The sequence below is a fragment of the Mesorhizobium sp. AD1-1 genome, assembly GCF_020164655.1.
Taxonomy (GTDB): domain Bacteria; phylum Pseudomonadota; class Alphaproteobacteria; order Rhizobiales; family Rhizobiaceae; genus Mesorhizobium; species Mesorhizobium ciceri.
This window is the reverse complement of sequence record NZ_JAIUGP010000013.1, coordinates 196143-202538: the sequence shown is the minus strand read 5'-3', so window position 1 is coordinate 202538 and position 6396 is coordinate 196143. Positions and strand designations below refer to the sequence as shown.

The 6396-nt window shown below is 63.6% G+C and carries 5 protein-coding genes; 2 read left to right on the top strand and 3 right to left on the bottom strand.

Going from position 1 to position 6396, the window contains the following annotated elements; genetic code table 11:
• Window positions 1–47: 47 nt before the first annotated feature.
• Window positions 48–965 (bottom strand): DMT family transporter, encoded by a 918-nt coding sequence (locus LB519_RS23330; RefSeq protein WP_127367776.1) that lies wholly within the window; start codon window positions 963–965, stop codon window positions 48–50.
• A gap of 208 nt (window positions 966–1173) precedes the next feature.
• Between LB519_RS23330 and LB519_RS23325 the strand changes: the two genes are divergently transcribed.
• Window positions 1174–2394 (top strand): alanine racemase, encoded by a 1221-nt coding sequence (locus LB519_RS23325; RefSeq protein ID WP_013530936.1) that lies wholly within the window; start codon window positions 1174–1176, stop codon window positions 2392–2394.
• Between the two features lie 84 nt (window positions 2395–2478).
• On the opposite strand, the gene LB519_RS23320 is transcribed toward LB519_RS23325, so the two are convergent.
• Together LB519_RS23320 and LB519_RS23315 are read right to left on the bottom strand one after the other, a co-directional pair.
• Window positions 2479–3660 carry a lytic murein transglycosylase gene (locus LB519_RS23320; RefSeq protein ID WP_013530937.1) on the bottom strand — a complete coding sequence of 394 codons (1182 nt, stop codon included), beginning with the start codon at window positions 3658–3660 and terminating at the stop codon, window positions 2479–2481.
• Between the two features lie 314 nt (window positions 3661–3974).
• A complete protein-coding gene (locus tag LB519_RS23315) occupies window positions 3975–4775 on the bottom strand; it encodes a GH25 family lysozyme (RefSeq protein ID WP_013530938.1) in 801 nt (266 codons plus the stop codon).
• A gap of 229 nt (window positions 4776–5004) precedes the next feature.
• Between LB519_RS23315 and LB519_RS23310 the strand changes: the two genes are divergently transcribed.
• Complete coding sequence (locus LB519_RS23310; protein ID WP_224621306.1) at window positions 5005–6384, top strand: serine hydrolase domain-containing protein; 1380 nt, start codon at window positions 5005–5007, stop codon at window positions 6382–6384.
• Window positions 6385–6396: the final 12 nt, after the last annotated feature.

Here is a 6396-nt window from a genome sequence, read left to right as displayed (position 1 = left end):
AATGCCCATTTCCACTTGCGCGGCGATGTGGGGGTTCAAAGGACGCGCTAACGTCTTCCAAGGACGCGCCCGTCGATGGTGATGAGGCCGAGCGCGATCAGCACCACCCCGCCGATTTCGAACAGCTCCAGCCGCTCGCCTAGGAACAGGAAGCCGAGCAGCATGGCGCTGGCCGGCACAACAAGCGTGACCAGCGAGGCGTTGGTAGCGCCCGCCGAGGCGACGAGGTTGAAATAGAGGATGTAGGCGACGGCTGTGGACAGAAGTGCCAGCGCCAGCACCGCCGCCCAGACCGGCGGCGAGGCCGAGAACAGGCCGGATGGGCCGTAGGTGAAGAGCACGATCGGGATCATGATGATGGTCGATGCGGTCAACTGCCCGGTGGCGACGACCGGCGAGGGCACGCCCTTGAAGCGGCGGGCGACCATCAGCGCAATGCCATAGGACAGTGAAGCGCCGATCAGCGCGAATTTGGCCCAGACCGGGCCGCCGAGCCCGGCAAGCAGGCCGGGGCCGATCATGACGGCCGTACCGGCGATGCCGAGCGCAATGCCGGCGAGCTTGTTCCAGGAGAGCTTTTCGTCCGATGTCAGCGCATTGGCGAGAATCAATGTCCAGAACGGCGTCGTGGCGTTGAGCACCGAGGCGACGCCGGCGCCAAGCTCCGTCTGGCCGGCGAAGATCAGCGAAAAGGGCACCACATTGTTGGTGAGCGCCAGCAGGAAGAACAGGCCGGCATGGGGAAGGGCGAGGCGGAAGGACGGGCCACGCAGACCGAGATAGATCTGCAGCGCGATCGCCGCGATGGCGACGCGAAACAGCACCAGCACCAGCGGATGAAGTTCCGCCACCGCGATGCGGGCAAAAAAGAACGAGCCGCCCCAGATCGCGCCGAGCAGCAGGAGCTGCCCCCAGTCCTTGAGCACCATCGGCCCGCGCGGTGCTGATGTCGCGGCTATTGCCATGTGAGTCGCCCTCCCAGACGGCCTGAATGCCAGTCAGTCAGGCAGAAGCCATATCGGACTCAGTGACAAGAGCCACCCGAAACCTGATCGCTGGCAAACGTTGCTGGCAAAGACCCAGCGCCCCAGCGTCAGCCGCACGAGACACAGAATTGTTTTCATTAGCCGCTAGCTTGGATTAATTGTGCGCAGCCGAAGTGAGGATTCGTCCATGCAGCGATTCGAGAATGCCCGCGAGGCGGCACTGGCGCTTCGTCCGGACGATCCGGTCTATTGCTTCCGCCCGCAAGTGCTGATGGCGGATGCCAGGCAGTTCATGGGCATGTTCCCCGGCAAGACCGCCTATGCGGTCAAGACCAATGGCGAGCAGATCGTGCTGAAGACGCTGGTCGAAGCCGGCGTCAAGGCTTTCGACGTCGCTTCGCCGGGCGAATTCGCTGCCGTGCGTGCCGTCTCCCCCGATGCCGAGATGCTCTACATGCACCCGGTCAAGGCGCAGTCGGACATCAAGCTGGCGCTGGAGAAATACGCCATCCGCGTCATTTCGCTCGATCATGAGGACGAGATCACCAAGCTGACGCGTGTGGTGCGGGCTCTCGACATCGATCCGGGCTCGATCAGCGTGTTCGTGCGGGTGCAGACCAAGGGGCATGCCGCCTACGAACTGTCGAAGAAGTTCGGCGCCGGGCCGGCCTATGCCGTCGAGCTCGCCGAGCGGCTGAACCGCACCGGCTACAAGGTCGGCCTGTGCTTCCATGTCGGCAGCCAGATCGAGGATCCCGATACCTATGAGCGGGCGCTGGCTTCCGCCGACTGGGTGCGCAACCGGCTGACCTTCGATATTGCCGGGCTCGATGTCGGCGGCGGTTTCCCCGCCGAATACGGCCACGACCCTAACCGCAAGCAGATCGAGATGCCCTCGCTTGGCCAGATCATGTCGCGGCTGTCGGGCGATCTGAAGGAGTATCAGTTCGACCAGATGCCGCTGGTGGCTGAGCCCGGCCGGGTGATCGTGGCGCGCTGCCTGTCGTTGATCGTGCGGGTGCTGCTGCGCAAGGGCAAGCGGCTCTACATCAATGACGGCATCTGGGCATCGCTGTCGGATTCATGGACCGGCAAGATCACGCTGCCGGCGCGCTTCATTCCCGACCCGGCGATCCGCTCGCGCAATGGCGAGGAGAAGAACATCGTGCCGTTCAAGGTCTGCGGCGCGACCTGCGATTCCGTCGACATCCTGTCGCGGCCGTTCTGGCTGCCGGAAACGGTCGATACCGGCGACTGGATCGAGATCGGCCATATCGGCGCGTATTCGCTGTCGCTGAGGACCCGCTTCAACGGCTTCTATCCCGACACCTTCGTCGAGGTGACGACGCCGTTCGACGAGGGCGACGCGCCACAGGGTTTTGCCAGTTTGGAGACGATGGCGGATTGAGGGGAATAGGGCAGTAGGGGAATAGGGGAATAGGGGAATAGGGGTGGCGGCAGTCACTGCTTCGGGCTAATTTGCCCTACTGCCCTATAATTTTCCCAAAAGCTCCGGCGTCGGCCAGCCATCCACCGGCAAACCTAGCCGCGTCTGCTCCTTGCGGATCGCCTCGCGGGTGTTGGTACCCAAAATGCCGTCGACGGTGCCGACATCGTAGCCCTTGGCTTCCAGCTTGGTCTGCAACGCCTTCATCTGCTCATTGTTGAGACCGGTCTCGGGATTGCGCGGGTCCAGCGGCGGCGCGCCTGCCAGCCGTGCGGCAAGGTTGGCTGCCGTCAGCGCATAGGTGAAGGACTGATTCCATTCGAGATAAACGTCGAAATTGTCGTAGGTGAGGAAGGCTGGCCCCTTGCGGCCCATCGGCAGCGCGAGGCCTGCTTTCAGGCCGTTATCGACCAGCGGCGCGCCGCTGGGGTAGGTGACGCCCCATTGCGCCCACTGCGACAGCGGCAGCTTGTTGGTGCGACCGGTCTGATCCCACGGCATGTCTTCGGGCACGCGGACTTCCTGGATCCAGGGCTGGTCGCGTTTCCAGCCGCGCGACAGCACCTTGTTGGCAGTGGTCATGATCACATCAGGCACGCTGCCGCGCAGGTCGATCTTGCCGTCGCCGTCGCCGTCGACGCCGCGTGCCAGATAGTCGGAGGGCAGGATCTGCGTCTGGCCGATCTCGCCGGCCCAGGCGCCCCTGACATCGGCCGGCAGCACGCCGCGATCGATCAGTTCCAGAAGCGGCACCAGCTGTTGCCGGAAGAGCTGCGGCCGGCGGCAATCATGGGAAAGCGTCACCAGGGCGCTCAGCGTGTGGAAGTCGCCCTGCACGGCGCCGAAATCGGTCTCCAGCGCCCAGAAGGCGGCGATGATCGGCGCCTGGACGCCGAACTGCTGGTCGGCGCGGGCGAAGACATCCGCGTATTTCTTCATGTTCGCCGCACCTTGCTTCAGGCGATAGGCCGAGATCATCCGGTTGGAAAACTCGACAAAGGTTTGGGTGAAGACGCCCTGGGCGCGGTCGCGCGCCAACACCTTGTCATCTAAGGTTGCCGCTTCAAGGGCGTCGAGACCCACTGCACCTACGCCGGCCGCCTTGGCTTCCGCGGCGACGCCCTGCTTCCAGGATTCGAAGTCGCCGCCGCATTCCTGCGCCATCGCCGGCAAGGCCGTGGCGCACAGGGTCAGCGCAGCCGCGAGGACTTTGGAACGCAGTCGCATCAGCTTCCTTTCGAAACGAACAGGGGGTCATTTGTTGTGCTCCCCCCGGGAAGCCCAACGCCCTGAATTACCGGCGGTTGCACTCTTTCCCGCTGGCTGTGTCGAAAAGCAGGCGGCAGGCCCGGTGTCAACGGTGTTCTGCGGCAGCTTCTCTGCTGGAGTGATTTGATGCAGGGCAGTGCTGCCGTTGCACCGGTTCAACGGAAGCTCTGCTGGAGTGATTTGATCCAGGGCGGTGCTGCCGTTGAACCGGTTCAACGGAAGCTCTGCTGGAGTGCTTTTGATCCAGGGCGGTGCTGCCGTTGAACCTGACGTCAACGGGTGTTCTGCCGCAGCCATTTGTTCCAGGCGGCTTCGCTGCCGTTGAAGACGTTGATGTCGGACTTGCCGGTCATGCCGGGAACGATGCCGGTTCCGGTGTACTGCCAGAAGGTGAAGGGGTGGCTGCCGTATTTCTCACGCGGATGGCCGGCGACGGAACGCAGCCAGTAGGGATAGCCGCGGAACCCTGACAGCCCGTTGTCGTCGAAGAAGTCGACGGAAGTGTAGATGATCGGCTTCTTGCCGTAATGGCGTTCGACGATTTCGAGGAAGGTGGTCATCTCCGCGCGCACCGTGGCGGCGTCGGGACGCAGCCTGCAGGTCGGCGATTGCGGGTTCCATTCCATATCGAGGACCGGCGGCATCGCCGAGCGATCGACGGGGACGTTGCGGATGAACCAGCGCGCCTGAACGGCAGCCGGGGTGCAGAAATAATAGAAATGATAGGCGGCTCGCGGAATCCCGTTGGCCTTCGTGCGCGCCCAATGCTCGCTGAAATACTCGTCGAAACGGTCGCCGCCCTCGGTCGCCTTGATGAAGGCGAAGGAGATGCCGCTGGCCCTGGCAGCCGGCCAGTCGACCGAGGTCTGGTATTTGGAAACATCGGTGCCGTGGACGGCATAGTTCCACGGCGCGCCGCTCTCCCATTCATGCGGCTTGGAGTCGGCAAAGCGCGGCGCGCGCACGGCAACCGTCGGGCTGCTCGAAGCGGATGGCGACAGCGGCGAGAGATCGTCGACGGTCGAGCAAGCACCAAGCAGCGCTAGCATGATCAGGCCCGCAAGACGGCGCATCGCAATTCCCGAGCCGGATTCAGCCGGTCGCTGATGGGTCTCTACACTGATGGCCTGCTTTGTGATCGGGCCCCCTCCGAACGATCGCCCCACAGCATCGCTCAGCATATCCTGTGATCGCCGATCATGGTTGATAATCCGTTGATGGCGCTCGACAAGCATTGTGATTTGCGGAAGCAATGGCGGCAAATCGATGACATAAGGGTCGCGCAGGGCCCGGAGGAAATAAATGCGGATCGTGGTCAAGATCGTCAAATGGCTGCTTGGCCTGATCGTCCTGGCGGTCGCAGCACTTTTTGCCTGGCTTTATATCGCGCCACCGGAGTTGATCAGGGTCGGCTCGGGCTACTCGGCCAAGATCGTCTGTTCGAACGTCTTTATCGCCGGCCGCGATCCCAATGAGGTGCTGGCCGTCGACGTGCAGGCACCCGGGCATCCCCTGCTGCGGTTAATGCGGGTTTCGGTGGACAAGAACAGGGGAACGGTGTCTGCCGGCCTGTTCGGTTTCCTCGGCAAGAGCGTCGCCGTAGCCCGCGACGGGCTTGGCTGCGCTTCGGTTCCGGACGGCGACGTAGGAAAGGTGCGGCGGACCGCGATCCAAGCGGAGCCGTCCGCAGTCACCATGGGCGACCTGTGGCCGGAAGGCGAACGGGTCGAGGCATCACAGGATCCGGTTGTTGCCAAGCTGCTGGATGATGCGGCGCTGATCGGCACCGGCATGCGCGCGGTGGTGGTGGTCAAGAATGGCCGTGTCGTCGCCGAGCGCTACGGCGATGGCTTTTCCGCCAGGACGCCGCTGCTCGGCTGGTCGATGACCAAAACGGTGAATGCCGCCATCGTCGGTACGTTGGTCAAGGACGGCAAGATGGCTTTCGACAACAAAAACCTGTTCGCGCCGTGGAAGGCGGACGGCCGCGCCGCGATCAGCCTTGCCGACATGATGGCGATGTCGAGCGGGCTGGAGTTCAACGAGGATTATGGCGACGTCGCCGACGTCACGCGCATGCTCTATCTCGAACCTGACATGGCGGGCTTTGCCGAATCCAAGCCGCTGGCTGCAGAGGTCGGCAAACAGTTTTCCTATTCGAGCGGCACGGCGGTGATGCTGTCGCGCCTCTGGCAGGACGCGGTCGGCGACAAGGCCAGGGCGCTGACGTGGCCGCGCACGGCGCTATTCGAGCCGCTCGGCATGCACAGCGCGGTGCTTGAAACGGACGAGCAGGGCACCTTCGTCGGCTCGTCCTATCTCTACGCGACCGCGCATGACTGGGCGCGCTTCGGCCAGTTCCTGCTGCAAGGCGGGGTGTGGAACGGCAACCAGATCCTGCCGGCCGGTTTCGTCGACTGGATGCGAGAGCCGGCATCCGCCTCGAAGGTCTACGGCAAGGGCCAATTGTGGATCGAGGCCCCGGGCGATGAGGAAAACCCCGGCGCCGGCGTCGCGGCAGGCCTGCCCAAGGACACGTACTGGATGGAAGGCCATGACGGGCAGACGGTTGCCATCATTCCCTCGGAGCAGTTGGTGGTGGTGCGGCTGGGGCTGACGCCTGCCAAGCTTGGCTATCGGCCGCAGACGATGGTGGGGGCGTTGGTGAAGGCACTTCATTAAGGTGCATTGACA

Excerpts from the sequence above, each read along its gene's own strand:
- LB519_RS23330 (WP_127367776.1), bottom strand. The coding sequence starts at position 965 with ATGGCAATAGCCGCGACATCAGCACCGCGCGGGCCGATGGTGCTCAAG.
- LB519_RS23325 (WP_013530936.1), top strand. The coding sequence starts at position 1,174 with ATGCAGCGATTCGAGAATGCCCGCGAGGCGGCACTGGCGCTTCGTCCG.
- LB519_RS23320 (WP_013530937.1), bottom strand. The coding sequence starts at position 3,660 with ATGCGACTGCGTTCCAAAGTCCTCGCGGCTGCGCTGACCCTGTGCGCC.
- LB519_RS23315 (WP_013530938.1), bottom strand. The coding sequence starts at position 4,775 with ATGCGCCGTCTTGCGGGCCTGATCATGCTAGCGCTGCTTGGTGCTTGC.
- LB519_RS23310 (WP_224621306.1), top strand. The coding sequence starts at position 5,005 with ATGCGGATCGTGGTCAAGATCGTCAAATGGCTGCTTGGCCTGATCGTC.